Here is a 24,132-nt window from a genome sequence, read left to right as displayed (position 1 = left end):
GGACCACGGTCGTACTTACGAATACGACCCAGGTATGAGTCCCTGCTCGAGCGCGGCCGCCACGGCCGCCGCCCGATCGCGGACGCCCAGTTTCGCGTACGCGTGCAGGAGGTGTGTTTTGACCGTCGCCTCGCTGATGTAAAGCCGCGAGGCCGCCTCCCGGTTGCTGTTGCCGCGCGCGATGAGCGTGAGCACCTCGATCTCGCGCTGGCTCAGCGGCTCCTTGACCGGCGAGCGCAACGAGCCCATGAGACGGCCGGCCACGGCCGGCGAGAGCACCGACTCGCCCCGGTGCGCCGCCGTGACCGCCCGGAACAGGTCCTCGCGCGGGGTGTCCTTGAGCAGGTAGCCGGTGGCGCCGGCCTTGATCGCGGGCAGCACGTCGCGGTCGGTGTCGTACGTCGTCAGCACCAGCACCCGGGCCCGCGAGCCCTGGTCGCGCAGCGCCCGGATCGCGGTGACTCCGTCCATCTCGGGCATCCTCAGGTCCATCAGCACCACGTCGGGCGACACCGCGGCGGCCACCGCCAGCGCCTCCTTGCCGTTGCCGGCCTCGCCCAGCACCTCGAAGCGGTCGTCGCCGGCGAACATGCCGCGCAGCCCGTCGCGTACCACCGGGTGATCGTCGACGATGAGCAGCCCGATCATGCCGCCGCCCCGATCGCGATGGCGGGCACCGCGGCCGACAGCGCCGTCCCCGCGCCCGGCTCCGACTCGACCACGAGCGTGCCCGCGATGCGCTGCAGCCGCTCCCGCATCCCGACCAGCCCGAATCCGCCTTTCTCGGAAATATCTGGAACGGCGCCGACATCGAAGCCCGTGCCATCGTCCCGGACATCGAGCGTCACCAGATCCTCCATATACGACAAAGTCAGGAAAACTCGCCCGGCGGCGGCATGGCGCGCCACGTTGGCCAGGGCTTCCTGAGCCGTACGCAGCAGAATCGTCTCGATCTCGGGCAACAGCGGCCGTGGCGCGCCCGTCGTGATCAGTGAGGCCGTCACCCCGTGCAGGGCGGACCAACCCGTCACGACCTCCTCGAGAGCCTCGGTCAGGGCGGCCGAGTCCAGTGGCTGCGGCCGCAACGCCTGCACCGACCGCCGGGCCTCGGCCAGGCTCTCCCGGGCCAGCTTCTTCGCCGCCTCGATGTGCCGCTCGGACGCCCCCGGCACCGCCGACGCCGCCTCGAGCTGGGTGACGATGCCGGTCAGGCCCTGGGCCAGCACGTCGTGGATCTCCCCCGCCATCCGCTGCCGCTCGTCGTGCACGCCCGCCTCGCGCGCCTGCACCAGCAGCTGGGCGTGCAGGCCGGCGTTCTCCTTCATCGCCTCCTCGAGCGCGGCGTTCGCCGCGGCCAGGTCGCTGATCATCACGACCCGCTTGGCCGACTGCTCGTCGTTCATCGCGCCGATCAGCGTCAGGGCGTTGGCGACGACCAGGTTGAAGAACAGCAGCACCGCGAAGAAGCTCCGCGACGACGACTCGGCCAGCGCGGAGAAGCCGCCCGCCTGGGAGAGGGCGGTTCCCACCGCCACCACGCTGACGCCGGCCAGCCGGGTGAGGCGGCCCTGCAGCGCATACCCGGCGTAGAGATAACCGGTCCAGGCGAAGAACCCGTAGAACGAGCTGCACCACACCAGCATGAAGATCAGCGCGACCAGCCCGGTGAAGAAGACCGCCATCTTGAGCCGGTCGTTCTTCCACTCCGGATGCAGGTTGACCCACCAGAGCAGCCACGCGGCGGTGACCACCACGACGACGGCGGTCACCGGGAACGGCAGGTGGGGCAGGCCGGCCGCCGCGGCGATCGGGACGAGGGCCGAGGAGGCGACGAGCGCGCCGAACGGCACGTACATCATCCAGCCGTCGAGCCGCTGGCGCCACGTCTCCAACCGCGCGACTTCCGACATGACCAACCCCCTCAGGACCAGCGGAACAGCCGGGCCGACGCGAACCCGAACACCACCAGGTATCCCACCAGAACCGTAGCCGAGAGCAGGCTCGGCCAATGGCCCGTCATCGCGTCGTGCAGAGCCCGCTCCCCCGCGCCGAGCGGCGTGAAGTCGCCGACCCGCTGCAGCGCCTCCGGGAAGACCTCGCGCGGCGTCCACAGCCCGGCGAAGAACATCGAGGGGAAGAACAGCAGCGTCCCGATCGCGTTGCCGGCCTTGCCGGTGGGCGCGACGGCCGAGATGAACAGCCCGATCGCGAAGACGCCGAGCGCCGCCAGCAGGAAGGCCAGCACGAACGCCGGGAAGTTGTCGGGCAGCGGCACGTCGAACGCGATCCGGCCGACCGCGATGGCGAGGGCGCTGGAGACGATCGCGGTGAGCAGAGCCGCGGCCATCTGCGCGGCGAGCAGCAGGGCGGGGCGGGCCGGGGTGGTGGCGAGCCGGCGCAGGATCCCCTTTTCCCGGTACGAGGCGAGCACCGCGGGCGTGACCTGCAGGCCCAGCATGGCGAGGGTCAGCGCGACGGCGATGCCCACGTACAGGTCGATGACCCGCCCGCCGCCGAGGCTCTCCTGCGGCTCCCGGAAGGCCGGGATGCACCCGAGGATGACCACCAGGAGGGTCGGGAAGAACAGCGAGAAGAAGGCCGGCACGGGCTCGCGGGCCAGCAGCTTGAGCTCGCTCACGGTCAGCTTGACGAACATGGTCAGTCCTTTCCCACCAGCCGGACGAACGCGTCGTCCAGGCTGGCCTGCTCGACCCGCAGGTCGTTGGCGATGATCTGGTGGGCGGCCAGCACCGAGGTGACCGCGTGCAGCAGGTTGCCGGCGCCGACGACCTCGATCTGGGAGCCGTGCCGGTGCACGGCGGCGACCTCGGGGGCGGCCAGCAGCAGCGCGTCGTCGAGCGGCGCCGACGGCCGGAACCGGATGCGCTGCTCGGTGGCGATCGCGTTGACCAGCCCGGTCGGCGTGTCGAGGGCGGCGACCTCGCCCTTGTCGATGACGGCGACCCGGTCGCAGAGGCGCTCGGCCTCCTCCATGAAGTGGGTGACCAGCACGATCGTGACGCCGTTGTCCCGGATCGACTCGATCAGGTCCCAGGTGTCGCGGCGGGCCTGCGGGTCGAGCCCGGTGGTGAGCTCGTCGAGGATCGCGAGGCGCGGGTTGCCGATCAGGGCGAGCGCGATCGACAGCCGCTGCTTGCGGCCGCCGGACAGCTTCGCGTACCGGGTGCGCAGCTGGTCGTCGAGGCCGAGGCCGGCGGCGAGCTTCCGCCAGTCGGCCGGCTCGGGGTAGAAGGCGCTGTAGAGCTCGAGCGCCTCGCGCACGGTCATCTTCTCCGGGAGCTGACTCTCCTGGAGCTGCACCCCGACGAGCTTGCGCAGCTCGGGGTCCCGGGGCTCGCGGCCGAGCACGCGGATCGTGCCGGCATCGGGGGTGCGCAGGCCGGACACGCACTCGACGGTGGTGGTCTTGCCCGCGCCGTTCGGGCCGAGGATGCCGAAGATCTCGCCACGGTCGACGGTGAAGGAGACGTCCTTCACCGCCACCGTGTCCCCGTAGCGCTTCCGCAGATTCTGGACCTCGATGACTGCCATGAATCGAGCGTCGCAGCGGAACGGGGGCGGCGAATCGACCGGCGAGCGAGCCTTCCGATCAACCAGTTGGTGGATGCGGTCCTACGCCACGGCCTCGCTGTCCTTGCGGCGGGCGCCGGTGACGACGTTGTAGACGGAGCCGACCTGGGCGGCCACGCGCTTCCACGAATAGGCCTGACGAGCACGATCAAGAGCAGCCGTCGCGTACGCGAACCGCCGCACCTTGTCGTTGACCAGCCGCCGCAGCGCGCCGCCGAGCGCGCGCGGGTCGCGGGCCGGCACCAGGTCACCGGTCAGCCCGTCGACGATCGTCTCGTTGAGCCCGCCCACCGCCGTGCCCACGATCGGCACGCCGCAGGCCATCGCCTCGAGCGTCGACGGCTCGAACTCGTCCTGCCAGGGCGCGGCCACGAGCAGGTCGGCCGACCGGTACCACCGCGGCATGTCCGCCTGCGGCACCCGGCCGACCAGCCGGAACCGGTCGGCGACCTGCAGCTTCTCGGCCAGGGCGCGCAGCTTGCGGGCGCCCGGGTCGGCCGGCAGCTGGTCGGGGTGCGGACCACCGACCACGACCACCTCGGCGCCGGGCACCCAGCGCATGGCCTGGATGACGTCGCCGAAGCCCTTGCGCTCGACGAGCCGGTCGCCGACCGAGAGGATGCGGGGACGCTCGGGGTCGCGCTCGACGGCCGGGCCGTCGGGCGTGTAGCGCTCCGAGTCGACGCCGGCCGGGACGACCGTCAGCTGGGCCCGGGGAACACCGATGCGGACCAGGCCGCGTACCTCGTCCTGGGTTTGCACCACCACCCGGTCGACCGCCCGGCCGAGCGCCCGCTCGTAGCCGGAGCGCGACGGCTTGCCGTCGCCCGCCTGGATCTCGCCGAGCTCGTGGAAGGACTGCACCACGGGAACGCCGAGCTGGCGGGCCACGGTCACGGCGGCCAGGCCGCTGGTCCAGAAGTGGGCGTGGACGACCTCGGGCTGCCACCCCGCGCGCCACTGGTCCTCCAGCCACCGGGCGAACTCGCCCATGTAGGGAAGCAGCAGGTCGGGCGGCACGACGTGGGGTGGACCGGCCGGCACGTGCACCACCCGGATGCCGTCGGGGCTGGTCACTTCCTGGGCCACCGCCGGGTCGTCCCGGCGGGTGTAGACGCGGACCTCATGGCCGAGGTCGGCCAGGGCCGCGGACAGGTCGGCGACATGGGCTTGCTGGCCGCCATCGCCCAGGGGGCTGGCGTGCTCAGAGATCATCGCGATGCGCACGGGGTCCCTCCGGTCGGACGACGGTACGCGCTGCCTGATGCCCGACGCCCAAATCGGTAAACATCACCGATGTCAGGCTACCCGCTCGCGGACCCGTAGACGGCGCTCTGAGCTGCACCGACAACCGCGCGATAGAGGTTGCCGGAGAGCAAACGGTCGCGGGCGAGCGCGGCCCGCGCCGCGTTGGCGCCGGGCGCGCCGTGCACGCCGCCGCCGGGATGGGCCGAGGAGCTCGCGAGAAAGAGACGGTCGACCGGCGTGTCGGCCCGGCCCAGGCCCGGGATCGGGCGCAGGAACAGCTGCTGGAACGCGGCCGCGGTGCCTCCGCCGAGCGCGCCGCCGACCAGCGACGGGTCGTCCCGCTCGAGGCCGGCCGGGGAGAAGACGTGCCGGCCGGCGACGAGCTTGCCGAAACCGGGCGCGTGCTCCTCGACGACCGCCTCCATCCGCGCGACGTGCTCCTCGATCTCCCCCGCCGACCAGCTCGGCCGGTGCGGCAGGTGGGTGTACGCCCAGGCCGACTCGGTGCCCGGCGGGGAGTGCCCGGCGTCGGCCGTGGTCATCTGGCCGAACAGCAGGAACGGCTTGCGCGGGACCTGGTCGGTGGCGAGATCGCCGGAGTAGCGGGTGAGGTCGTCGAGGTCGGCGCCGAGGTGCACGGTGCCGGCCTCGACCGGCGTCCGCCACGGGATCTTCCCGGCCACGGCCCAGTCGATCTTCACGGTGGCGCCGTCCCAGCGGAAATGCCGCAGGTCCTCGCGCATCATCGGCGGCAGCCAGCGCTCGCCGACCAGGTCGAGGAAGAGGCCCGGCGCCGGCACGTCGGCGAGCACGGCCCGGCCGGCCCGGTAGTCGCGGCCGCCGGCGTCGCGCACGCCCATCGCCCGGCCGCGGGCGATCAGGACCTTCTCGACCGGGGCCCGATAGACGATCTCGCCGCCGCGGGCGCGCAGCCGCGAGACGAGCGCGTCGGTGATCCGCTGGGCGCCGCCGGCCGGCACCGGCCAGCCCATCTCCTGCCCGAGCATCGCGAGCAGCCAGCCGTAGACGCCGCCGGCCGCGTCCTCGGGGCCGAGGTCGGTGTGCAGCGCGCAGCCGGCCAGGGCCAGCGTCGCGCCCTCGCCGCGGAACAGCTCCGCGCCCAGCTGACGGACCGGCAGCAGCAGCCGCCGCGCCATCCGCAGCGCGCCCGCGGTCTTGAGCCGGGCGACCAGGCTCAGGCCGGCGCGCACCGGCGGGAACGGGGTCAGGATCACGTCGAGTAACTGCTCGGAGATCGTGGACCACTCTGCGTACGTGTCGCGCCATCGCTCTCCGTCGCCGGGGGCGAACTGTTCCATCGACGCCATCGTGGTCTCGAGGTCGCGGCTCACGGTCGCGGCGCGGCCGTCCGGCAGGAGGTGGGTGAAGACGGCCGGGGCGTGCTTCCAGTCCAGTCCGAGGTCGAGGCTCCGGAGTACCGGCGAGGCGATGCCGAGGGGGTAGAACGAGCTAAATAGATCCGACATATACCCCGACGCGGTGACAAAACCCGAGCGTACGGCGCCGCCGGGTTGGGGTGTCGCCTCGAGGACGAGCACCTCCCAGCCCGCGTCGGCCAGCAGGTTGGCGGCGACCAGACCGTTGTGGCCGGCGCCGATGACGATCGCGTCCGCGGTGTCCATCTGTTCCTCTCGCCACGTTTGGCCCTCCATTGCCCGGGCACGTCTCTGCATAACACGCGACCATGGGAGGGATACACACCGTGAGTACCGTTACCGAGTCCGTTGACGTCGACGTGCCTGTGCGGACCGCCTACAACCAGTGGACCCAGTTCGAGGAGTTCCCGCGGTTCATGGACGGCGTGCAGGAGATCCGCCAGCTCGACGAGACGCACCTCCATTGGCGTACCGAGATCGCGGGCGTGAAGCGCGAGTTCGACGCCGAGATCACCGAGCAGCTCCCCGACGAGCGCGTGGCGTGGAAGGCGACCGAGGGCGAGAAGCAGGCCGGCGTCGTCACGTTCCACCGCCTGGACGACGCGCACACCCGCGTGACCGTGCAGATGGACTTCGAGCCCCAGGGCCCGGTCGAGAAGGCCGGCGCCGTGCTCGGCGTGGTCGACCACCGCGTGAAGGGCGACCTGCACCGCTTCAAGGAGTTCATCGAGAACCAGGGCGGCGTCGAGACCGGCGCCTGGCGCGGGGAAGTGGACCGCCCCGGCCTCTGACCACACGTAACGCATGAATCGAATCCGGACCGGCATTGTCGAATGCCGGGCCGGAGTCTGTGGATGACCGCCCGGAAATGTCGTAGGCGGGCCGTACTCTCGCCCCACCCAGTTCCGGGGTGGGGAACAGTAACGGCTAGCTCTGGACGAGCACCTTGCCGACCGCGGCGCGGCTGGTCACCGCGTACCGGCGCGGGGATTCGCGCCACCCCGGCGCCTCCACGACGGTGCCGGGGGCGGCCACCAAGCTTGCGCCCCACGGGGTTGTCACGGCGCCGGCGCCCGCCGTCAGGGACAAGCGCAGCGGGATTGCCGGGTCGGTGTCGAGCACCACGCTGCCGACCGGGCCCGCGAGGGTGACCGGCACCGTGCCCGCCGGGGTCGGCAAGCGCATCTCGACCAGGCCGGAGGCGCCCAGGTCGACCCGGGTGACGCGGCCCCGCTGCAGGTCGAGCTGTTGTTCGCCGGCGCCGAGCGGGAGGCGGATGTCCCAGCGGACGTCGCGGTTGAGCACGATCAGCACCTCGTCCGGACCGTCGGCGCCGGTCGGCAGCAGGGCGGCGCGGATGCGGCCGTTCTCGTCGGTGACGCGTGGTGCCAGGCCCGAGCCGGCTGGGGTGGTGATCCGGTAGAGGAGGCCGGGCAGCGCGGCGAGCACGACCCGGACCCGGGAGGCCGCGTCGGTCACCGTGAGGAATCCTCCGGTGCGTCCGAGTAGTGGGCCGGCGGCGACATGATCATGCGGGGTGGTCGGCGGCGGCTCGGCCGGGCTCGCCGCGGGGCCGCAGCCGATCAAGCAGCCGACCAGCGCGAATGCGGCCATTACGCGCATCGTTGAGCCACATCGACGCAATTCTGGAGGCACCATCGGACAACGGAGAATCGGCCGAACGGGTGACGGCGATCCGTCCCGATCGAGCAAAACTGTCCGAATGCGATCTGCCGGTTTCCTGTCCGAGCGCCAGCGCCGTTTCGCCTGGCTCGGCTTCCTTCTGGCCGCCTGCCAGGCCCCGATTGCCGCCAAGGTCATCGACGACGCCTCCTGGCTCTTCGCCGTGGTGGTGGCCATGTGCGTGGCCACCGTGATCCTCGCGGACGACGCTCATCGCCGGCGCCCGGAAATAGCGGAATAGCCCCTAACGGGCCTCGTGGCCGGGCCGCCCGTGGGTGCGGCGGAGCTCCTTGAGCCGGGCCTCGTGGAGGTGGCGGCGACCGCCGGCGAGCTCGTCGCGGGCCGTCTTCTCCAGCGCCCGGAACTCCGACCAGTAACCGTCGTCGTACTCCTCGATCAGCTGGAACGTCCAGTGGCCGGGGGTGACGTTGCGCCCGATCAGCTCCCGCTGGATGCGCTCGGCCATCTTCTCGTGGCCGGCCTGCATGAACAGCGAGACCGCCTCGTCGAGCTGGAAGTCGGCGGTGCCGGTCAGCTGATGCATCTCGTAGAGGTGGCCGCGAGCCCGCTCGGTGGTCTCCAGGGCCTCGCTGAGCTTGCCCAGCGCCCGGATGGTCAGCTCGTCCGGCACATCGTTCTCGTTGGTCACGCCCGCACCTTTCCGAAGTCAACCGTCCTGCACCTGGACGGAGAACCATTCCATACCCCGCCGTCCGTAACTTTTCTCCACATGAATGGCCTGTTCAGCGGCGCCGCCGCCCGTGCTGCCCTCCGTTCCGCCTACGCCTGCCTCGCCGAGCTTCACGACACCGTGGGAGTCAGCGGCCTCGCCGCCGCCGACGTCAACCCGGGTCTGATGGCCGTCGTCGACCAGCACGCCGCCGGCATTCGCGACAGCCTCTCGGTCGATGTCCGCCCGCTGACCGCGGTCATCCTCGCCGCGTACGCCGAGGGGGTGCGCGACGCCGCGTTCACCCACGGCTGGCGCCCGCCGGTCGGCATCGACTGGTCGGAGAACGACTGGGTGATGCTGCGCCTGCTCGGGGTGTGCTCGCTCGCGCGTACGCTTCCGGACCCCAGCTGACCCCTTCCCACCCAGGCTGACGACCATTCGGGGCCGGTACCAGGATCTTCCTGGTGCCGGCCCCTTCTATTTCCTGGGCTCGTCGTCGTCGGCGGCCGGGATCGAGCCGGTGGTCTCGGTGCCGCTGCCGATGACCAGCGTCTCGTCGCGCCCGGGGTTGATGATCGTGGTGTCGGCCGTGTCGGTGCGGATCACGGTGGTGGCCTCCGGGTCGTCGGTGTCGAAGGCCACGTCGGTCGCGCGCCGCGGGCGGGTCTGGCGCGGCGCGATGACCTGGGTTTCCTCGGGGTTGTGCGAATCAGGGCCGGAGGGCGAGGGAGGAACCTCGGCCGCCGCCGCGCGGCGCTCGTCCGCGTACGCCTTCGCATGCTCCCGGATGTTCGACGACTCGGTCGACGCCCGCTCGAGCCACGTCTCCCAGCGGTGCTGCATCGGCCGGATCAGTCCCCCGCCCACGCCGACGATCACCACCCCGGCGACCATGGCGAGCACCGCGATCAGCAGCGGCCGGGTGACCGACGTGGCGATGCGCACCTGGTCGAGCGCGGCGATCACGCCCAGCACCACGATCACGACGGCCGCCACCCGGGCGAGCACCCGCCCGTACGGGAGACCGCCGAGCGCGCTCGCGATCAGGTCGTGCACCGCCCCGGCGATCGCCGACGCCACCACCACGATCACGATCGCCACGAGCAGCCGGGGCAGCCAGGCGATCAGGTCGGTGAGCAGGTCGCTGACCGGGTTCGGCCCCCAGATGCCGAACGCCAGCTGCAGGGCGAACAGCAGCACGCCGTAGAAGACGATCTTCGCGCACAGGTCGGTGGCGCTGACCTGCCCGCTGAGGGCGCGACCCACCGGGCCGCGCTCGACGGCCTGGTCGAAGCCGGCCCGGCGCAGCCCCTTGGTCACCAGCGTGCGCAGCAGACGCGCCACCACGTAGCCGACCACGAGGATCGCGATGAAGGCGAGCGCGGCCGGCAGGAACAACAACACCGACCGCCACATGTCGCTGAGTCCCTGTCCCAACCCGTTCCCGGTCATCGCCACTCCCTGTCGTCAATCCGGTCCCTTGCGACCCTAGGAGCAAACGAGCGAGCCCGCCCGTCGAGCGCGGAGCGTGCTGTCGTAAACGCGTACCGTCAAGAATCGGACGTATGGTTGGCGCGGCATCGTCCGAACGACCGAGTCGGGCTACGCTTTTGTTCATGTCCGGGACGCGCGGGGTGAGTCAGGTATCCACCCTGCCCTCGGAAAAATGCGCCGATCTCGTGCAAAATCTGAACTGGTCGGCCACGCCGCTCGGGTCGCGCCACCGCTGGGACCCGGTCATCACCGCCACCGTCGAACTCGTTCTGGCGTCCCCGATGCCGATGGCGCTCGGCTTCGGGCCGAGTTTCATTCAGATCTACAACGACGCGTACGCGGATCTGATCGGCACCCTGCATCCGACGGCGCTCGGCCGCCCGGCCCGCGAGGCGTTCGGCGACATCTGGACCAGCTCCGGCATCGGCGACGTGGTGGCCGACGTCTACGCCGACGGGCGGCCGTTCCTCGAGCCGGAGACCCAGCTGACCGTGGTGCGGGCCGAGGGCGCCCACCCCGAGCAGGCCTTCTTCACCCGCGGCCACTCGGCGGTCCGCGACTCGGGCGGCGCCGTGGCCGGGGTGCTGACCGTGGCCGCCGAGACCACCCAGGTGACCCGCCGCCTGCAGAGCCTGGGCGAGCTGACGTCCCGGCTCGCCATCGCCCTCACCATCGACGACGTGGCCCGGGTCGTCCTCGGCTACGCGCTGGCCTCGTTCGACGCCGACCACTGCGTCTTCGCGGTCGACGACGGCAACGCGTTCCGCATGGTCCGCCGCATCCGGGGCGACGTGCTCGACGAGGCCGACGAGCGGCTGCCCCCGGTCTGGAGGCGCCTGCCCGACGACGACCGCGCGCCGCTGGTGGCGGCCGCCCGGTCGGCCCGGGCCTCGTTCGTGCCCGACGGCGAGCCGCTTCAGGCCGTCGCCACCGACCGGCACGAGCGGCGGATCCGCGCGCTGGCCGTCCTCCCCCTCGACACGCCGTCGCTGACCGGCGGGCTGAGCATCGGTTACCGCGACCCGCACACCTGGCTGCCGGCCGAGCGCGCCCTGCTGAACGCGGCGGCCCAGCTGGTCGCGCAGGCCGCCGAGCGGGCCCGCCGGTTCGAGGCCCAGCACGGCACCGCCCAGCTGCTGCAGCGCAGCATGCTCCCGGAGCACCTGCCCGAGCTGGACAACTTCCGGATTGCGGCGCGCTACCAGCCGGGTGTGGACGGCAACGCGGCCGGCGGCGACTTCTACGACGCGTTCCGGCTCGGCGACGGGCGGCTGGCCATCGTGCTCGGCGACGTCGCCGGGCACGACGTGCGGGCGGCCGCGGTGATGGGCCAGGTGCGGGCCGCGCTGCGGGCGATGGCGCTGACCGATCCCGAGCCGCCGGCGGTGCTGGCCGGGCTCGACCGGCTGGTCGGCTCGCTCGGCGCCGAGTCGCGCAACGAGGAGATCTTCGTGACCGTGGTGTACGGGGTGCTCGACCCCGCCGACGGCACGATCACGCTGGCCAGCGCCGGGCACCCGCCGCCGGTGCTGCGCCGCGCCGGCCTGGCCGGCGGGCCGCCGACGGCCGAGCTGGTCAAGGTGCCGCCGGGCGCGCCGCTCGGGCTGAGCGGCCGGTGGCAGACCGGGCTGGTGCGGCTCGAGCCGGGCGACACGATCCTGATGTTCTCCGACGGCATGGTCGAGCGGCGCGGGCGGCCGCTGAACGACGGGCTGGACGCGCTGGTGGCGGCGGCCGCGGCGGCGCACAGCGGCGACCCGCGCAACCTGTGCTCGCTGGCGACCGCGGCCGTGCCCGGCCCGCCGACCGACGACGACGTGGCGGTGCTCGCGGTCGAGCGGGCGGTGACCCGCAGCCGGTCGGACACGATGCGGGTGGCGGCCGATCCGTCCGGGCCGAGCCGGGTGCGGCACTGGATGACGGCGCGGCTGCGGGACTGGTCGGTGCCCGAGGCGGTCATCTCGTCGGCCGTCCTGTGCACGAGCGAGCTCACCACCAACGCGTTGCTGCACGCGGGCACTCCGGCCCAGGTAGATGTGGATCTGAACGCCGAACGGCTGCTCGTGGCGGTCTCCGACACCGGCACCCGGGGCGGCGTGATCCGCACCCGCGCCGAGTCGATGGGCAGCCTCAGCAGCCGCGGCCGGGGGCTCGGGCTGATCGACGAGCTGAGCGACTCGTGGGGCACCGATCCGTCCGTGCGGGGCACGACCGTGTGGTTCGAGCTGCTGATCCCGGGCGGCCGCGAGTCTATTTGCGACTGATCAACTGTTTAACTATCACGTTACATTCGCCCCCTCGGTCGATTACTTTCCGTAGCGGCAACACGCGTTAAAACGGACATTGAACCCTCGACTAGTGACGAAGCGTATTGGGTGCCGTAAGGTGTTCAGCAATTCGGGGACATCCATGTGGGAGCGGCACATGAGAATTCGGGGCTTTGCGCCATCGACACCCTGCTGGGTGGAGCTGGCGACCGACGATCCGGCGCGAGCGGCAGCGTTCTATGCGAGCCTGTTCGGCTGGGACGTCGACGGTGAACGGTTCATGGTGGACGGACGCGCGGTCGCGGGCATCATCCGCAGCCGTCCGGACCGGCCCGAGGGCTGGCTGACCTACCTGGCGGCGCCCGATCTCGAGGCGACGGCGGAACGGGTGCGATCGGCGTACGGCCGGGTGCTGACCCGGCCCGAGGAACGGCCCGGCGGGCGCAGCGTGATCGTCGCGGACGCCGACGGCGCGATGTTCGGCCTGTGGCAGGCGGCCGGTTTCGGCGGCGCCCAGCTGCGGGGCGAGCCGGGCACGATGGCGTGGGCCGATCTGCTGACCGACGACGCGGCCGGGGCGACCGCGTTCTACGGCTCGGTGTTCGGCTGGACGCTGACCCACGAGTTCGGCAGCGGCGAGTGGCTGACCGAGGCGCACGACTCGGTGGCCGGGCTGATCACCGGGCGGTACGACCGTCGCTGGCAGCCGTCGTTCCAGGTGGCCGACGGCCCGGACCCGGCCGGCCACGTCGGCCGGCTGGGCGGGCGGGTCACGGCCGGGCCGGTCGAGATGGGCCTGGGCCGGTACGTCGAGATCCTCGACCCGATGGGCGCGCCGTTCGCGATCACCGCGCCGGTGCCGCGGGCCGTGGAGCTCTCCGTCGCGTACAACGACATCACGGGGCTGGAGCTCACGTACGGCGGCTGATCGGTTTTGGAAAGGGGGGCCAGACGATGGCCCCCCTTTTTTCGCGCCCGGCGTGTCAACCGGGGTTGACGATCGGGTCAGTGTCAACGTAAGTTGACAGCATGACTGAAGCAACCGACCTCGCCGCCGCCGCCGGCAGCACCGATCCACGGGTCGGCCTGCGCGCGGTCGTGGCGCTGCGCCGCCTGCTGGAGGGGCTCGAGCACCTCCAGGTGAGCAACGCCCGCCGCAAGGGCTGGTCCTGGCAGGAGATCGCCGACGCGCTCGACGTGACTCGCCAGGGCGTCCACAAGAAGCACGCGCACCTGATGCCGGCGCGCGACCCACGGGAGGACTGACATGTTCGAACGGTTCACCACCGCCGCGCGGGCGGTCGTGGTCGACGCGCAGGAGCAGGCGCGAGATCTGGGCCATCCACTGATCGGCACCGAGCACGTGCTGCTGGCGCTGCTGGCCGGCGACGGCAACGTCGCCCGGCTGCTCGGCGAGTACGGGATCGACACCGAGACCGCCACCGACGACATCCTGCGGCACGTCGGCGACGTCGAGCCCGACCTGTCGTTCGCCGAGGCCGACGAGGAGGACGCGGCCGCGCTGAAGGCGATCGGCATCGACCTCGAGAAGGTGCGGGCCGCGATCGAGGAGAGCTTCGGGGCCGGCTCGCTGCGGCTGCCCAAGCCGGCGCCGAAGAAGAAGGGCCTGTTCGGCCGCTTCTACGCGCAGAGCGGGCACATCCCGTTCTCGCCGCGGGCCAAGAAGCTGCTGGAGCTGTCCCTGCGCGAGGCGCTGCACCTGCACCACAACTACATCGCGCCCGAGCACGTCATGCTCGGCATGCTGCGCGAGGGCGAGGGCCTGGGCGCGCGGGTGCTGGCCGACCACCAGGTCGACTTCGCGAAGCTGCGGGCCGACCTGACCGCGTCGCTGAAGACGGAGGCGGCCTAGCCCTTGTAATAGATGCGCAGCTGGTGGCCGCTGGCGGTGTGGTGCCACCCGACGTCGCCGAGCACCTCGATGTCGGGGCGCCGCTCCAGCCAGTCGGCCGCCATCGCGAACGCCTCGGCCGGGGTGCGGCCCACGAACGCGACCCGCCGCTCCCAGTCCTCGACGACGCCCGCCCGCGGCCCGGTGATCAGCGCGGTCGGGCCGACCCGGCGGCCGTTGCGCACGGCCTGGACGAACCAGTCGTCGTGGCGCTCGTCGCGCTCGACCGACCACCCGTCGAAGCGGTCCAGGTCGTTGGCGATCGCCGTCCGGGCACAGTCCAGGGCGTCATCCAGGGTGGCGAGTTCGATGTTCTCGCCGTTGTACTCCACCCGGTACGCCATGGCGCCGCTCCAGCCAGCCGAATCCCGCTCGATGATAATGGCAATCCCGCGATGGTGATCTCGGTAGTAGGTTGCGGGCATGCGTGTGCTCGTGACCGGCGCGGCCGGCCTGATCGGCACGGCCGTCCTCGATCTGCTCGCCACGCGCGGGGTGCCGGTCACGGCCCTCGCGCTGGCGCCGGCGTCGCTGACCGCCGACCGCGTGGTGATCGGGGACGCGGGCGATCCGGCGGTGGTCGACGAGGCGCTGCGGGACGTGACCGACGTGATCCACCTGGCCGCGATCCCGAACCCGGCGAACGATCCGGGCGAGGTGGTCTTCGGGCGCAACACGCTGGCGACGTTCACGGTGCTGGACCGGGCCGGGCAGGCCGGCATCGAGCGCGCGGCCATCGCGAGCAGCTACGCGATCTGTGGGCTGCCGTTCGCGCGGACCCCGGTGCGGATGCCCTACCTGCCGATCGACACCGAACTGCCACTGCAGATCAGCGACCCGTACGCGTTGTCGAAGCAGGTCGACGAGGCGACGGCGGCGATGGTCCATCGGCAGTACGGGATGAGCGTCGTCGCGCTGCGGCTGCCCTTCGTGGGAACGGCCGCCGACCGGCTGCCGGCGCAGGCGGCCCGGTTCGCGGAGTCGCCGGAGGTGGGCGCGGCCGACGTGTGGAGCTACCTCGACGACCGGGACGCGGCGTCGGCGCTGGTCGCGGCGCTGCGGCCGAAGGCGCCCGGCTGTCACGTCGTCTACGTGGCGGCGCCCGAGACGCTGGCGCCGCAACCGACGGAGTGGCTGGTGGAGACGTTCCATCCCGGGGTGCCGCGGCCGGCGTTTCCCGGGCGAAGCGTGCCCATCGATCTGCGGCCGGCCGTGGACCTGCTCGGATTCCAAGCCCACCATCCCTATGAGGTACGGGCGTGACGCCGTGGCCGGCCCGGGAGGACGTGCGGATCACCGCCCTCCGGGTGATCGTGACCGCGCCCGAGGGCGTGAACCTGGTCGTCGTCCGTCTCGACACCTCGGTCCCGGGTTTGTACGGGCTGGGCTGCGCCACCTTCCACCAGCGCCATGCGGCGGTCGTGGCCGCGCTGACGACGCACATCGCGGACCTGGTCGTCGGGCGCAACGTTTCCGACATCTCGGAAATCGGCCGGCTGTTGCATTTCTCGGCGTACTGGCGGGGCGGGCCGGTTCTGAACAGCGCGCTGTCCGGAGTGGACATGGCGTTGTGGGACATCGCCGGCAAACGGGCCGGCATGCCGGTGTACGAGCTGCTGGGCGGGCGGCTGCGCGGGGACGTGCCGGTCTATCTGCACGCCTCGGGGGCGACCATCGCCGAGACGCTCGACCACGCGGAGTCGCTGATCTCGGCGGGCTTCTCGCACGTACGGCTGCAGACCGGCCAGCCCGGGCTCGGCACCTACGGCGCCCCCGGCCGCCCGGGCGGCTACCCGCTGGCGCCCTACCCCGACGGCTGGAGCGTGCAGCACTACCTGTCCCGGACGCCGAAGCTGTTCGCCGCCGCCCGCGACCGGTTCGGCGACGACGTCGAGTTGCTGCACGACGTGCACAGCCGGCTGACCCCGAAACAGGCCGTGGTGCTGGCCCGATCGCTCGAGCCCCACCGCCTCTTCTTCCTCGAGGACCCGGTCGCGCCCGAGCACTACGACCGCCTGCCCGAGGTGCGCGCGGCCTCGCCCGTACCCATCGCCTGTGGTGAATTAGCGGTTTCGGTGCCCGAGGCCGCCCGCCTGGTGAGCGGGGGCGGTGTCGATCTGCTGCGCTGCCACGTCTCCGCGATCGGCGGGCTGACCCCCGCGCGCAAGCTGGCCGGCCTGTGCGAGCTGAGCGGCGTGCAGACCGCCTGGCACGCGCCCGCCGACGTCTCCCCCGTCGGCGCCGCCGCCAACCTGGCGCTCGACCTGACCAGTGCCGCGTTCGGCATCCAGGAGGGCCACGTCTATCCCGGGCTGGTGCACGAGATCTTCCCCGGCACGCCCGTGGTGCAGGCCGGTTACGCCCAGCCGTCGGCCGCGCCGGGCTGGGGCATCGAGCTGAACGAGAAGCTGGCCGCCGCCCATCCGCCGGTGACCGGCAACCACGAGCGCTGGGCCGGCACGGTCCGCCGGCCCGACGGCGCGATCGAGGCCCCCTAGCGCTCGCCGGAGGGGCGTACCTTCGATTCATGAGCATGCGGTGGTGGACGATCGAGGTGCGCGACGGTGTCCTGCCGGCGCAGCGGTGGAAGGACGGCTACGGCGAGGCGCTTCTCGAGGCCGCCGTGACCAATGGCGCCAAGCGCTGGGAGTGGACGCTGATGCCCGGCGGCGTGGTGCTCGAGGTGGCGTTCAAGGAGACCGACGACTGGGACCGCTTCCGCGCGCTGCCGGTGGTGCAGGCCGCCCTCGACGCGACGCCCGACCCGGTCAACGGGCTCTACGTCTACCCGGGCCGCGGCGGCAGCTCCTCGGCGCGGGCCCCGAAGCCCAAGCCCCGCCCGGCCGGCGCCGGCGCGGCCGCGATCCCGATCCCGGAGGAGCCGCCCGTCGTCGCCCGGCTCGCCGTCGCCGAGCCGCCGGCCGAGCCGATCGCCGGCCGCTCCTTCGAGCACGCCGCCTGACGGCCCCTCAGCCGATCTTGATGGTCTTCGCGACGCTGGGAACACCCTTGTCGTTCATCGCGAAGAGCATCCAGTACCCCGGCAGCGCCACGCCCGCGTCGGCCGGGATCGTCAGCTGGTAGCCGCCGGCGACCGCGGCCGGGGTCAGGGACAGGCGGCGCTGGTCGGTGTCGACCGTGTGGGTCGCGGTGCCCATCCGGATGATCGCGAACTGCGTGACCGCGCTGCCGGTCTTCACCGTGATCTTCGCGCCGTTCGCGGCCGTGGCCGGGGCCGACGTGATGACCGGGCGGGTGGCGGCCGACCCGTCCTCGTTGAGCAGGTACGGCGGGGTGAAGACCTGGCCGTCGAAGTGGTTCGTGGCGCACCCGGTGCCGCAGAGGCCGCCGCCGCCGGTGAAGACGCGGCCGTCCGGCATGAGCAGTGCGACCGAGTGGTAGTTGCGGGGAACCGTGGCCGTGGCCATCGTCGTGAACTTCTCGGTCGCCGGGTCGTACAGCTCGGCGTTGAGCACCGAGGTGTTGTCCGAGAACGGCACCGCGTAGTTCTGCCCGCCGAAGACCGCGACGGTGCCGTCCGGCAGCGCCACCGCGTTGCCGAACGCCCGGGTGCTGGCCATCGAGCCGACCTTCTTGGTGGTGACCGCCTTGTTGACCCCGTTGATGGTCAGCACGTACGCGTCCGCGGTCGCATAGCTCTGCTCGTAGCTGGGCGACCCGCCGACCGCGAGGATCTTCCCCGTGTCGTACATGACCGCGTTGCCGTTCATCTGGTCGCCCGCGTCGCCCCGCGTGCCGGCCGCCGTCGTCGTTCCGGTGCCCGTCGTCCCGTACCAGTTCATCGCCTTGGAAGGTCCGGCCTGCAGCACCGACCCGCCGGTCCACGCGAAGAGCCACGCGTGGTTGTCCTTGCGGTAGTCGCCGTTGGGGTTGGCGTCGGCGGTGAGCATCGGCACCACGTTCGTGCCCGGCAGCGCCGTCCACCCGGCCGTCGCCGACCACACCTCGCCGTTCTTGTGCGGGGTGCCGTTCTGGCCGCCGTAGCCGCCGCTCCACGAGCCGCCGATGGTGAAGACCCGCCCGTCCGAGAGCGTCGTGCTCGCCTGGTAGCCGCGACCGACCGTCATGTCCGGCCCGCTGGTCCACGCGTCGGTGGCCGGGTCGTAGATGCTGGTCTTCTCGCTGTCGTTGCCGCCGGTGACCAGGATGCGGCCGTCGGGCAGGGTGGAGATGCCGGGGCAGAACATGTCGTGCCCGGTGTTGGTGATCGTCCGCTGGGTGACGACGCCGGTGGCCGGGTCGTAGGTGGCGGTGACCGTCCGGCCGTACCCGCCCACGTAGTCGTCGGTCTGGAACGCCGACCACGTCAGGATCTTGCCGTTGGGCAGCTGGGCCGCGGCCACCGGCACGAGCGGGAAGCCGACCGGCGCGCTGAAGCTGCCGCGCCCGGCGACGACCGAGCCGCTCGGGCCGAGAAGGTTGATCTCGGCGGCGGAGGACCACTGCCCACGGCCGCCGGCTTCGGAGAGAGCGGTCAGCCGTACGTACCGGGCCGTGACCGCCGGGAAGACCACGGTCTGGACGGTGGTCGTGTCCGGGAACGCCGCATCACCGATCTTGCTGGTCCAGGTCTTGCCGTCGGCCGAGATCGCGAGCGAGTAGCGGCCGATGTGACCGTTCCACGAGTCGTCCGGGCGCGGCAGGTAGGTGAGGCCGCCGATCGCCTGGGTCGTCTTCATGTCGATCGTCAGCGTGTGCGGCAGGGCGGCGTTGGTCGTGCTCCACGCCGTATGCCAGATCGTGGCGGCGTTGCCGTCGAGCACGTTCTGCGCCTTGCCGTTCTCGCCCGCCGTCTCCTGGCTGTCGGCGGTCGCCGTCCAGCCGGTGCGGACCAGCGACGGGTCGGTGCGCCCGAGCACGTTGATCTCGGCCGCCGACGACCACGGACCCCGGTCGCCGGCCTCGGACAACGCGGTCAGCCGGACGAAACGGGCCACCTGCGGGGCGAAGGTCGCCGACTGCACGACCCCGGTGTCCTCGAACGCGCCGGCCGTGATCGGGTCGCCCCAGTTCTTACCGTCGAAGCTGGTCGAGATCGTGTACCGGCCGATCCGCCCGTTGGCGCTGTCGGCCGGCCGCGGCAGGTAGCTCAGCCCCGACACGAGGTACGCCTTCTTCATGTCGATCGTCAGCGTGTGCGGCAGATCCGGCTCGGCGGCGCTGTACGCCGTGTGCCAGATCGAGTTGGTGTCGCCGTCGAGCACGTTCTGGGCCTTGCCGTCCTCGTCCGCGGTCTCCTGGCTGTCGGCGACGGCGGTCCATCCCGTACGCGAAAGAGCCGGGTCCGTGCCACCGAGCAGGTTGATCTCCGCGGCCGCGCTCCAGAGTCCCCGCTTGCCGGCCTCGGTGAGCGCCCGCAACCGGACATAGCGGGTGACCACCGTCGCGGTCGTCACCGACTTCTGCGTCGCGTCGTCGGCGAACGTCCCGGTGGCGACCGATTTGAAGGTCGTCCCGTCGTCGCTGACCAGCACCTCGTACCGGCCGATCCGCCCGTTGGCCGAGTCGGCCGGCGGCAGATAGGTCAAACCGCTGAACGCGATCCGGTTGTGCGTGTCGATCGTCAGCAGGTGCGGCATGGCGGTGTTCGCGGTGCGCCAGAGCGTCGTCGTCTTGCCGTCGAGCACGTTGGCGGCGGTCGCGCTGTTGCTGTCGGCCGTGACCGTCCAGCCGGTGGTCGGCAGCGGCGCGGCCTGCGTGACGGCGACCGGGATCGCGCTGGGCATGACGTGTCCGGCATGCGGGTCGGCGGCGGCGTCGTCCGTTGCCGGGGCCGATCGCTGATGGAGCACGATCGCCGTTCCGACGAGCACCGATAGCACCGCGCTGGCCGCAAGCCGCGACCGCCAACTGTTACGCCCTCGCACACATCCCCCAAGGTCCCAGGTCAGCGGCCTTATTCAATCGGGGAAGGCTCTCCGTATAAAACGGGCGAAAGGCTGATTTTTCCGGTACGCGGGGGCGTGGCAAACCGCGGAAGGTGCCAGGGGCCGGCCGGGCGAGGTGCGGCTGGCCGGTGAGGTGCGGCCGGAGATGGCGGGCCGCGGCCGGAGAGCGGGCCGCGGGCCGGGAGGGGCGGCGCCCAGAGTCAGAGCCGCAGCCGCATCGCCGGGTCGGGGGTTCGTTTGAAGCCCAGCGACTCGTAGAGCGACTCCCCGTCCCGCGAGGCGCGCAGGTCGATCTTGTGAATCCCGGCGCCGCGGAACCAGTCGAGCAACGCGGTCATGCACTGCCGCGAATAGCCGCGCCGGCGCATGTCGGGGTCGGTGGCGACGCTGAAGATGTAACCGCCCCGGCCCGACGGGTCGCCCGGGAGGCCCAGCCGCTGCTCGACCGTGCCGAGCGCGCAGGAGGCGAGCCCCGCGCCGTCCGGCCGGTCGACCACGAACGCCACCATCGACGGCGACGGATCGCCGAGCCGCTCGGCCAGGATCTGCCGGGACGGCTCGCGCCAGTCGTCGCTCCAGGTCTCGCGGGTCAGGCTCCCGAGCATCACGGCCCGTAGGCGGACCAACTCATCAGCGTCATCGGGGCCGGCGGCGCGCGCAATCATGGCACGGACGTTAACCGCCCGGGGGCAGCGCCCGGCATCGATTTTCCATTAGCGTCCCAGCATGGTCCGCGGCGTGGGGTTGCTTCCGGCGCTGGTCTGGGGTGTGCTCGCGGCCTTCTGGCGCCCGCGCGGGCCGATCTTCGGCTACGAGGCCCTCATCATCATGGCGGCCAGTGTCGCGGTCGGCGCGATGGCCGGTCGCGTCTACCGTTCCCGCGCGGCGATCTTCCTGGCGCCGCTGCTGTTCGCGGTGGCGGCCGAGGTCACCCGGGTCGGCTTCACCGGCCCCACCGTCGACTATCCGCGCCCGACCGATCTCGGCCTGCTCGCGCTGATCGCCGGGCGGGGCGTCCTGGCGCTGCTCACGCTGCTGCCGATGGGCGTCGCCGCGGCGTACGGCGCCGGCTCCCGTCGGCACAGCCGCAACCCCTTCCGGTGGGTGGGGCGCTTCCTGACCGGCGTCCTGGCCGTTGTGGTTCTCGCGATCGCGGTGGTGGTCGCTCTCCCGGGGCGCGTCGCGCCGATTCCCGGGGGCATTTCCGAGCTCGCGTACGCCGGGAAGCTCGGCCTGATGATCCGAGGCGCCCGGACCGATCTCCCCATCCTGCTGTTCGTCCCCGGCACACCCGGCGGCACCGAGCTCGCCGCCATGCGGCAGCGGCTCGGCGCCCTCGAGCAGCGCTTCGTGGTCGTGACCATGGACGGGCGCGGCGGCGGCCGGTCGTTCGGCGCGCTCGACCCGACGCCGACGTTCACGGTCGACGACGAGAAGCGCAACGTCCTGAACGCCACCGACTACCTGCGAACCCGGTTCCGCCGCGACAAGATCTACCTGATGGCACACGCCACCGGCACCATCGGCGCGGCTCTCGCCGTACAGGATGAGCCTGCCCTTTATGCCGCTTATGTCGGCGTGGCGCAGGTGGCGAACCCGACCGCGAGCGACCGCGCGCAGTACGACGACATGCTGGCCTGGGCGCGCGACCACAACGACGCCCGCCTCCTGGCGCGCCTCACGGCGGTGGGCCGCCCGCCTTACACCAATATTTACGGATACGAGCCCATGCTGGCCGGCGAGGACCGGATCTACGGCTCGGGCAACGTCGAGGCCCTGTTCGCCAATGCCCGGGCTCCCGAGCTGTCGCCCCTCGACCAGGTCCACGCGATCTCGAGCGTCCTCGATTCCTTCGACGCCCTCTATCCCCGCTTGCGCACGGTCGACCTGGTGTCGCAGGTCCCGGCGCTGGCGGTGCCGGTCTACCTCGTGGCCGGCGACCGCGAGGTGCCCGCCCGCGTGCGCGACCAGAACGCCTGGTTCGCGGTGCTGACGGCGCCCCACAAAGAGATAGTGACGCTCAGGAACGCGGGCCATCGGTCGATGTTCGACCAGCCGGCCGCGTTCGCCGCCGTGCTGGCCCGAGTCCGAACCGAGACCGCCGCGGGCAGCACACCGTGACCGGCCCGCCCAGCCCACCGTCACCGCCGCACCCCACCCTGCCGCCGCACCCCGCCCTCGCCGCCGCACCCGGCCCGCCGCACCCAACCGCCGCCGTGCCCAACCCGCGCCAGGCCCCGCCGCCGCACCCCACCCTCGCCGCCGCACCCCACCCTGCCGCCGCACCCCACCCTCACCGCCGCACCCCACCCTTGCCGCCGCACCCCGCCCTCGCCGCCGCACCCGGCCCGCCGCACCCAACCGCCGCCGCTCCCAACCGCCGCCGTGCCCAACCCGCCGCCAGGCCCCGCCGCCGCGCCCGACCCGACGTGACCGGCGGCACCTTGTTATTTAAGATTTGAAAGAGTTAGAGTTCGGTCATGGCCGAACCGCTGACCGACGACGAGCAGGTCGCCTGGCGCACGTTCATCGAGAGCTCCTGGGCTCTGCACACGCACCTCGAGGACGAGTTGCGCGCGCAGACCGGGCTCAGCATGAACGACTACCACGTTCTCGTCGTGCTCAGCGAGGCGCCCGAGCGGCGGCTTCGGATGGGCGAGCTGGCCGGTCGGCTGGTGTTCTCGCCCAGCCGCATCACGTACCAGATCAATTCGATGGTCAAGCGCGGGTTCGTGCGCAAGCAGCCGTGTCCCGAGGACGGGCGCGGCCAGGAGGCGATCCTCACCGACGAGGGCATGGCCGCCCTCGTGAACGCGGCGCCGCTGCACCTGGTCACCGTGCGGGATCGCTTCATCGATCGTCTCGACCCCGACGAGCTCGAGGTCATCCACCGGGTTTTCGACAAAGTCAGAAAGGCCTGAGATGCCCGCCATCACCGTCGACGACGTCCTGGTTCTGCCCCGCCTGCCGCTTCTGGCGGCCGATGTTGCGTTTCGGCCGGTTCGCCGGCTCACCACCGCGCCCTCGGGTTACGAGGGCGAGGGCTTTCCGGTCCGGCGCGCCTTCGCGGGGGTGCCGGTCAACGAACTCGACCCGTTCATCCACCTCGACCAGATGGGCGAGGTCGACTACGCGCCGGGTGAGCCCAAGGGCACGCCCTGGCACCCGCACCGCGGCTTCGAGACGGTGACCTACATGATCGACGGGATCATGGACCACCAGGACTCGCTGGGCGGCGGCGGCACGATCACCGACGGCGACACCCAGTGGATGACCGCCGGGCAGGGCATCCTGCACATCGAGGCGCCGCCCGAGCATCTGGTGGCGAGCGGCGGGCTGTTCCACGGCCTGCAGCTGTGGGTCAACCTGCCCCGGGCCGCGAAGATGATCGAGCCGAAGTACCAGGACATCCGGGGCCGGCAGGCGGCGCTGCTGACCTCGCCCGACGGCGGCAGCCTGATCCGGGTCATCGCCGGGTCGGTGGACGGTCATGCGGGTCCGGGTTCGACGTTCACCCCGATCAACCTCGCGCACGTGACGCTCCAGCCCGGGGCGCGGCTCGATCTGCCGTGGCAGCCCGACTACAACGCGCTGGTCTACGTGCTGGCCGGCCGCGGCACGGTCGGCGTCGAGAAGCGCCCGCTGCACGTCGGCCAGCTGGCGGCGCACGGGGCCGGCGACGCCATCCGGGTCGAGGCGGACGCGACCCAGGACTCGAACATCCCGGCCATGGAGCTGTTCATCATGGGCGGCCGGCCGATCCGCGAGCCGGTGGCGCACTACGGGCCGTTCGTCATGAACACCCAGGCCGAGCTGAAGCAGGCGTTCGAGGACTTCCAGAAGGGCCGGCTCGGCGTGATCCCCGCCGGGCGGGTGCCGCACACCTGATCCGCGCGGCCGGGCGTGTTCCTTCCGGCCGGGGGTGTTCCTTCCGGCCGGGCGCGTACCTTCCGGCCGG

Annotated in this window: 24 protein-coding genes and 2 pseudogenes; 14 read left to right on the top strand and 12 right to left on the bottom strand. The window is 72.0% G+C overall.

All coding sequences use genetic code 11. The features are described 5' to 3' along the window. Window positions 1–15 precede the first annotated feature (15 nt). The 6 genes from ACZ6TB_RS14050 to ACZ6TB_RS14025 form a co-directional block, all read right to left on the bottom strand. Window positions 16–648 carry a response regulator gene (locus tag ACZ6TB_RS14050; protein WP_465554208.1) on the bottom strand — a complete coding sequence of 211 codons (633 nt, stop codon included), beginning with the start codon at window positions 646–648 and terminating at the stop codon, window positions 16–18. Then, window positions 645–1,910 (bottom strand): sensor histidine kinase, encoded by a 1,266-nt coding sequence (locus ACZ6TB_RS14045; RefSeq protein ID WP_465554206.1) that lies wholly within the window; start codon window positions 1,908–1,910, stop codon window positions 645–647. The genes ACZ6TB_RS14050 and ACZ6TB_RS14045 overlap by 4 nt, the downstream gene beginning before the upstream one ends. A gap of 11 nt (window positions 1,911–1,921) precedes the next feature. Beyond that, entirely contained in the window at window positions 1,922–2,656 is a 735-nt protein-coding gene (locus ACZ6TB_RS14040) for an ABC transporter permease (RefSeq protein ID WP_465554204.1), read from the bottom strand. Between the two features lie 2 nt (window positions 2,657–2,658). Then, entirely contained in the window at window positions 2,659–3,552 is an 894-nt protein-coding gene (locus ACZ6TB_RS14035) for an ABC transporter ATP-binding protein (RefSeq protein WP_465554202.1), read from the bottom strand. Window positions 3,553–3,633: 81 nt separating this feature from the next. After that, the gene (locus ACZ6TB_RS14030; RefSeq protein ID WP_465554200.1) at window positions 3,634–4,818 is read right to left on the bottom strand and encodes a glycosyltransferase; all 1,185 of its coding nucleotides are present in this window, start codon (window positions 4,816–4,818) and stop codon (window positions 3,634–3,636) included. A gap of 77 nt (window positions 4,819–4,895) precedes the next feature. Further along, window positions 4,896–6,482: a phytoene desaturase family protein gene (locus ACZ6TB_RS14025; protein ID WP_465554198.1), complete on the bottom strand. Its 1,587-nt coding sequence runs from the start codon at window positions 6,480–6,482 to the stop codon at window positions 4,896–4,898. 80 nt (window positions 6,483–6,562) lie between these two features. On the opposite strand from ACZ6TB_RS14025, the gene ACZ6TB_RS14020 reads away from it, so the two are divergent. Continuing rightward, on the top strand, window positions 6,563–7,027 hold the full coding sequence (locus ACZ6TB_RS14020) for an SRPBCC family protein (RefSeq protein ID WP_465554196.1): 465 nt from the start codon (window positions 6,563–6,565) through the stop codon (window positions 7,025–7,027). A gap of 136 nt (window positions 7,028–7,163) precedes the next feature. On the opposite strand, the gene ACZ6TB_RS14015 is transcribed toward ACZ6TB_RS14020, so the two are convergent. Next, window positions 7,164–7,850: a hypothetical protein gene (locus ACZ6TB_RS14015; RefSeq protein WP_465554194.1), complete on the bottom strand. Its 687-nt coding sequence runs from the start codon at window positions 7,848–7,850 to the stop codon at window positions 7,164–7,166. A 109-nt stretch (window positions 7,851–7,959) separates the two neighbouring features. Between ACZ6TB_RS14015 and ACZ6TB_RS14010 the strand changes: the two genes are divergently transcribed. Beyond that, window positions 7,960–8,160, top strand: coding sequence for a hypothetical protein (locus tag ACZ6TB_RS14010; RefSeq protein ID WP_465554192.1), 201 nt, complete (start codon window positions 7,960–7,962; stop codon window positions 8,158–8,160). 3 nt (window positions 8,161–8,163) lie between these two features. Here the strand turns inward: ACZ6TB_RS14010 and ACZ6TB_RS14005 are convergent, their stop codons facing one another. After that, entirely contained in the window at window positions 8,164–8,568 is a 405-nt protein-coding gene (locus ACZ6TB_RS14005; RefSeq protein ID WP_465554190.1) for a hypothetical protein, read from the bottom strand. A gap of 81 nt (window positions 8,569–8,649) precedes the next feature. Between ACZ6TB_RS14005 and ACZ6TB_RS14000 the strand changes: the two genes are divergently transcribed. Further along, window positions 8,650–9,003 carry a DUF6401 family natural product biosynthesis protein gene (locus tag ACZ6TB_RS14000; protein WP_465554188.1) on the top strand — a complete coding sequence of 118 codons (354 nt, stop codon included), beginning with the start codon at window positions 8,650–8,652 and terminating at the stop codon, window positions 9,001–9,003. 66 nt (window positions 9,004–9,069) lie between these two features. On the opposite strand, the gene ACZ6TB_RS13995 is transcribed toward ACZ6TB_RS14000, so the two are convergent. Further along, entirely contained in the window at window positions 9,070–10,044 is a 975-nt protein-coding gene (locus tag ACZ6TB_RS13995; RefSeq protein ID WP_465554186.1) for a membrane protein, read from the bottom strand. Window positions 10,045–10,208: 164 nt separating this feature from the next. Between ACZ6TB_RS13995 and ACZ6TB_RS13990 the strand changes: the two genes are divergently transcribed. The 5 genes and pseudogenes from ACZ6TB_RS13990 to ACZ6TB_RS13970 form a co-directional block, all read left to right on the top strand. Beyond that, a complete protein-coding gene (locus tag ACZ6TB_RS13990; RefSeq protein ID WP_465554184.1) occupies window positions 10,209–12,350 on the top strand; it encodes an ATP-binding SpoIIE family protein phosphatase in 2,142 nt (713 codons plus the stop codon). A gap of 199 nt (window positions 12,351–12,549) precedes the next feature. After that, entirely contained in the window at window positions 12,550–13,281 is a 732-nt protein-coding gene (locus ACZ6TB_RS13985; RefSeq protein WP_465554182.1) for a VOC family protein, read from the top strand. 101 nt (window positions 13,282–13,382) lie between these two features. Next, window positions 13,383–13,619, top strand: coding sequence for a helix-turn-helix domain-containing protein (locus ACZ6TB_RS13980; protein WP_465554180.1), 237 nt, complete (start codon window positions 13,383–13,385; stop codon window positions 13,617–13,619). Between the two features lies 1 nt (window position 13,620). Then, window positions 13,621–13,812 (top strand): annotated as a pseudogene (locus ACZ6TB_RS13975) (Clp protease N-terminal domain-containing protein); the annotation flags it as partial. A gap of 186 nt (window positions 13,813–13,998) precedes the next feature. Continuing rightward, window positions 13,999–14,226: pseudogene (locus tag ACZ6TB_RS13970) on the top strand (Clp protease N-terminal domain-containing protein); the annotation flags it as partial. Here ACZ6TB_RS13970 and ACZ6TB_RS13965 read toward each other — a convergent pair. Continuing rightward, complete coding sequence (locus ACZ6TB_RS13965; protein ID WP_465554178.1) at window positions 14,223–14,609, bottom strand: hypothetical protein; 387 nt, start codon at window positions 14,607–14,609, stop codon at window positions 14,223–14,225. The pseudogene ACZ6TB_RS13970 and the gene ACZ6TB_RS13965 overlap by 4 nt on opposite strands. Window positions 14,610–14,688: 79 nt before the next feature. Between ACZ6TB_RS13965 and ACZ6TB_RS13960 the strand changes: the two genes are divergently transcribed. Genes ACZ6TB_RS13960 through ACZ6TB_RS13950 form a run of 3 tightly spaced genes read left to right on the top strand, consistent with a single transcriptional unit; the run spans window position 14,689 to window position 17,227 of the window. Beyond that, the gene (locus ACZ6TB_RS13960) at window positions 14,689–15,528 is read left to right on the top strand and encodes an NAD-dependent epimerase/dehydratase family protein (protein ID WP_465554176.1); all 840 of its coding nucleotides are present in this window, start codon (window positions 14,689–14,691) and stop codon (window positions 15,526–15,528) included. After that, window positions 15,525–16,763: an enolase C-terminal domain-like protein gene (locus ACZ6TB_RS13955; RefSeq protein WP_465554174.1), complete on the top strand. Its 1,239-nt coding sequence runs from the start codon at window positions 15,525–15,527 to the stop codon at window positions 16,761–16,763. Before ACZ6TB_RS13960 ends, ACZ6TB_RS13955 begins: the two co-directional genes overlap by 4 nt. Before the next feature lie 29 nt (window positions 16,764–16,792). Continuing rightward, window positions 16,793–17,227, top strand: a complete 435-nt coding sequence (locus ACZ6TB_RS13950; protein ID WP_465554172.1) for a hypothetical protein — start codon at window positions 16,793–16,795, stop codon at window positions 17,225–17,227. A gap of 7 nt (window positions 17,228–17,234) precedes the next feature. Here ACZ6TB_RS13950 and ACZ6TB_RS13945 read toward each other — a convergent pair whose 3' ends face one another. After that, on the bottom strand, window positions 17,235–20,099 hold the full coding sequence (locus ACZ6TB_RS13945) for a discoidin domain-containing protein (protein ID WP_465554170.1): 2,865 nt from the start codon (window positions 20,097–20,099) through the stop codon (window positions 17,235–17,237). 275 nt (window positions 20,100–20,374) lie between these two features. Next, complete coding sequence (locus ACZ6TB_RS13940; protein WP_465554168.1) at window positions 20,375–20,839, bottom strand: GNAT family N-acetyltransferase; 465 nt, start codon at window positions 20,837–20,839, stop codon at window positions 20,375–20,377. Window positions 20,840–20,900: 61 nt separating this feature from the next. On the opposite strand from ACZ6TB_RS13940, the gene ACZ6TB_RS13935 reads away from it, so the two are divergent. From ACZ6TB_RS13935 to ACZ6TB_RS13925, 3 genes are all read left to right on the top strand, one after another. Then, window positions 20,901–22,295: an alpha/beta fold hydrolase gene (locus tag ACZ6TB_RS13935; RefSeq protein ID WP_465554166.1), complete on the top strand. Its 1,395-nt coding sequence runs from the start codon at window positions 20,901–20,903 to the stop codon at window positions 22,293–22,295. 359 nt (window positions 22,296–22,654) lie between these two features. Beyond that, window positions 22,655–23,095 carry a MarR family winged helix-turn-helix transcriptional regulator gene (locus tag ACZ6TB_RS13930; protein WP_465554164.1) on the top strand — a complete coding sequence of 147 codons (441 nt, stop codon included), beginning with the start codon at window positions 22,655–22,657 and terminating at the stop codon, window positions 23,093–23,095. Between the two features lies 1 nt (window position 23,096). Beyond that, complete coding sequence (locus ACZ6TB_RS13925) at window positions 23,097–24,062, top strand: pirin family protein (RefSeq protein ID WP_465554162.1); 966 nt, start codon at window positions 23,097–23,099, stop codon at window positions 24,060–24,062. Window positions 24,063–24,132 lie beyond the last annotated feature (70 nt).

It is taken from the genome of Actinoplanes sp. NPDC051537 (assembly GCF_055586105.1).
Note: the sequence above shows the minus strand (reverse complement) of the source record. Positions and strands in the feature narration are given on the sequence as shown.

Excerpts from the sequence above, each read along its gene's own strand:
- ACZ6TB_RS13930 (WP_465554164.1), top strand. The coding sequence starts at position 22,655 with ATGGCCGAACCGCTGACCGACGACGAGCAGGTCGCCTGGCGCACGTTC.
- ACZ6TB_RS14040 (WP_465554204.1), bottom strand. The coding sequence starts at position 2,656 with ATGTTCGTCAAGCTGACCGTGAGCGAGCTCAAGCTGCTGGCCCGCGAG.
- ACZ6TB_RS13980 (WP_465554180.1), top strand. The coding sequence starts at position 13,383 with ATGACTGAAGCAACCGACCTCGCCGCCGCCGCCGGCAGCACCGATCCA.
- ACZ6TB_RS14025 (WP_465554198.1), bottom strand. The coding sequence starts at position 6,482 with ATGGACACCGCGGACGCGATCGTCATCGGCGCCGGCCACAACGGTCTG.
- ACZ6TB_RS13960 (WP_465554176.1), top strand. The coding sequence starts at position 14,689 with ATGCGTGTGCTCGTGACCGGCGCGGCCGGCCTGATCGGCACGGCCGTC.
- ACZ6TB_RS14035 (WP_465554202.1), bottom strand. The coding sequence starts at position 3,552 with ATGGCAGTCATCGAGGTCCAGAATCTGCGGAAGCGCTACGGGGACACG.
- ACZ6TB_RS14000 (WP_465554188.1), top strand. The coding sequence starts at position 8,650 with ATGAATGGCCTGTTCAGCGGCGCCGCCGCCCGTGCTGCCCTCCGTTCC.
- ACZ6TB_RS13940 (WP_465554168.1), bottom strand. The coding sequence starts at position 20,839 with ATGATTGCGCGCGCCGCCGGCCCCGATGACGCTGATGAGTTGGTCCGC.
- ACZ6TB_RS14045 (WP_465554206.1), bottom strand. The coding sequence starts at position 1,910 with ATGTCGGAAGTCGCGCGGTTGGAGACGTGGCGCCAGCGGCTCGACGGC.
- ACZ6TB_RS13990 (WP_465554184.1), top strand. The coding sequence starts at position 10,209 with ATGTCCGGGACGCGCGGGGTGAGTCAGGTATCCACCCTGCCCTCGGAA.
- ACZ6TB_RS13935 (WP_465554166.1), top strand. The coding sequence starts at position 20,901 with ATGGTCCGCGGCGTGGGGTTGCTTCCGGCGCTGGTCTGGGGTGTGCTC.
- ACZ6TB_RS13925 (WP_465554162.1), top strand. The coding sequence starts at position 23,097 with ATGCCCGCCATCACCGTCGACGACGTCCTGGTTCTGCCCCGCCTGCCG.
- ACZ6TB_RS14050 (WP_465554208.1), bottom strand. The coding sequence starts at position 648 with ATGATCGGGCTGCTCATCGTCGACGATCACCCGGTGGTACGCGACGGG.
- ACZ6TB_RS14010 (WP_465554192.1), top strand. The coding sequence starts at position 7,960 with ATGCGATCTGCCGGTTTCCTGTCCGAGCGCCAGCGCCGTTTCGCCTGG.
- ACZ6TB_RS14015 (WP_465554194.1), bottom strand. The coding sequence starts at position 7,850 with ATGGCCGCATTCGCGCTGGTCGGCTGCTTGATCGGCTGCGGCCCCGCG.
- ACZ6TB_RS13950 (WP_465554172.1), top strand. The coding sequence starts at position 16,793 with ATGAGCATGCGGTGGTGGACGATCGAGGTGCGCGACGGTGTCCTGCCG.
- ACZ6TB_RS13965 (WP_465554178.1), bottom strand. The coding sequence starts at position 14,609 with ATGGCGTACCGGGTGGAGTACAACGGCGAGAACATCGAACTCGCCACC.
- ACZ6TB_RS13995 (WP_465554186.1), bottom strand. The coding sequence starts at position 10,044 with ATGACCGGGAACGGGTTGGGACAGGGACTCAGCGACATGTGGCGGTCG.